This window comes from Microcoleus sp. B4-C2, from assembly GCF_036705265.1.
Taxonomy (GTDB): domain Bacteria; phylum Cyanobacteriota; class Cyanobacteriia; order Cyanobacteriales; family Microcoleaceae; genus Microcoleus.
This window is the reverse complement of the sequence record NZ_JAUBUB010000205.1, coordinates 1-1,594: the sequence shown is the minus strand read 5'-3', so window position 1 is coordinate 1,594 and position 1,594 is coordinate 1. Positions and strand designations below refer to the sequence as shown.

1 protein-coding gene is annotated in these 1,594 nt (G+C 44.5%); it reads right to left on the bottom strand.

What is annotated here, in order from left to right:
* Positions 1-85: 85 nt before the first annotated feature.
* Positions 86-1,465 (bottom strand): IS66 family transposase, encoded by a 1,380-nt coding sequence (tnpC, locus tag QUB20_RS28410; protein WP_333251527.1) that lies wholly within the window; start codon positions 1,463-1,465, stop codon positions 86-88.
* Between the last annotated feature and the right edge of the window lie 129 nt (positions 1,466-1,594).

The window sequence follows — 1,594 nt, the reverse complement described above, 5'->3', positions numbered from 1 at the left end:
CCAATAAATTATAGAATATATGATAAAAAGGAGGGACAAACAAAAAACGATTATTTTAGAGAAATGGTAAGTGAAATGTAATTGCTCAACTAGGGGAAAAAAGGGAGCCATCAATAGAGAGAGCTTGTTGAATGGATTGATAAGCAGTTAAACCCTGTCGCTTCCCAGTATTGACAACTGAACGAACAGCAGCAAACAAATCTCGCCCCCATTCCGAACGGAAGCCATTAGTCACACGGCGAAATACCACGCTCATCCTAATCGCCTGTTCACTACTATTATTCGTTGGTGGAATCCCCGCATCTTCCAGAAATAGAAATAAATTGTCAATTAGCCCACCATAGCGTTTTCGTAACCGGATACCATCCGGATGATGTGGCGCTAAATTTAAAATCCCGGTTAATCTTTCCTGTAAATTTTCTCGGTATCGCTTGAGTCTGGCATCGTCGATTTTTTCTTGTCGTCGATGGATGATAAAAGCTCTTAATAATAACCTCTTCATCCCTGGGGCAAAAACTCTGTCAAGAGCATCAATCGCATATTGGCAATCCCGCAGTTGATGGGCCAAACACACTTGCCATTGTGGGGCTGGGTGATTTTTTTGAGCGCTAAATAAATCTGACACCCAGATATCGGGACGGTGTTCTGCTAGAACTTCGTTAATTACCCCAGTCCCTCGACTCGGGCGGATGACGTGTAAACAAACATCTGGGTTCTGAAACACCCACTCCCACTGATTTTGTCCATTAACTCTCGCACTGGTTTCATCTGAACAAATTAATTTTGCCCGCCGCAACCGATGGAGTATTTGAGTTACTTGGTCATCTAAACTCGTTTTGACTTTCTCTAATAGGTTGGCGATTGCTCCTTCTGATATCTTGAGTCCAAAGACAGATGCCAATATGGACGATAGCCGTTCGTAGCTGATCGCATGAGTGTAGCGCAGATACGTAACCAGGCTTTGAATTGAACTGCCAAATGGTGAACCCGGTTCCATTCCTGCGGGTACGGGGGCAAGATACTCGGTTTGACAACAGGCGCAGCGACCGCTATAACGTTCGATTCGGGTGATGATGGGGCGAATTGGGGGTAGTTCGATTTTTTCGTAGACGGATTGCAATTTTTGTGCGGCGCCGGTGACTTTCTCTCCACACTGGGGGCAATTTTTGAGTTGGGCGATGATTGTTTGGTCGGGATGAGGATGTAGTTCTCTTCCGCCTCCGACTCTTCCTAGGCTTTTTTGTCTTTTTATCCCCTCAATTTTCGATGGCTTAATGTTGGGCTTGAATCCTGTGGACGGTGGAGTGCTGGAATTTTTGCTAGTTTTTTTGGGAGATGGGCCTAGTTTTGGTTGGTCTGTGGTTGCTAACGCTGCGGTGAGTTTTTGGATTTTCTCCCATAGCTCTACTATCAAGGCTTCTTTTGCTTCGTTCGATAGCTGTTTTAGGTCGGGGAGTTTTTCCATTCCTTGATCTAATGTCTATCTTGTCTTCTTGTCAAGGGGGTTGAGCAATTACAGTGAAATAATAAGCTGGGGAGTCAAACCCAGAATGGTAACAGGAGATAGTTGGTATTCAGGAGTAGAAAACTTGAA

Coding starts and splice junctions, on each gene's coding strand:
- tnpC (WP_333251527.1), bottom strand. CDS start 1,465: ATGGAAAAACTCCCCGACCTAAAACAGCTATCGAACGAAGCAAAAGAA.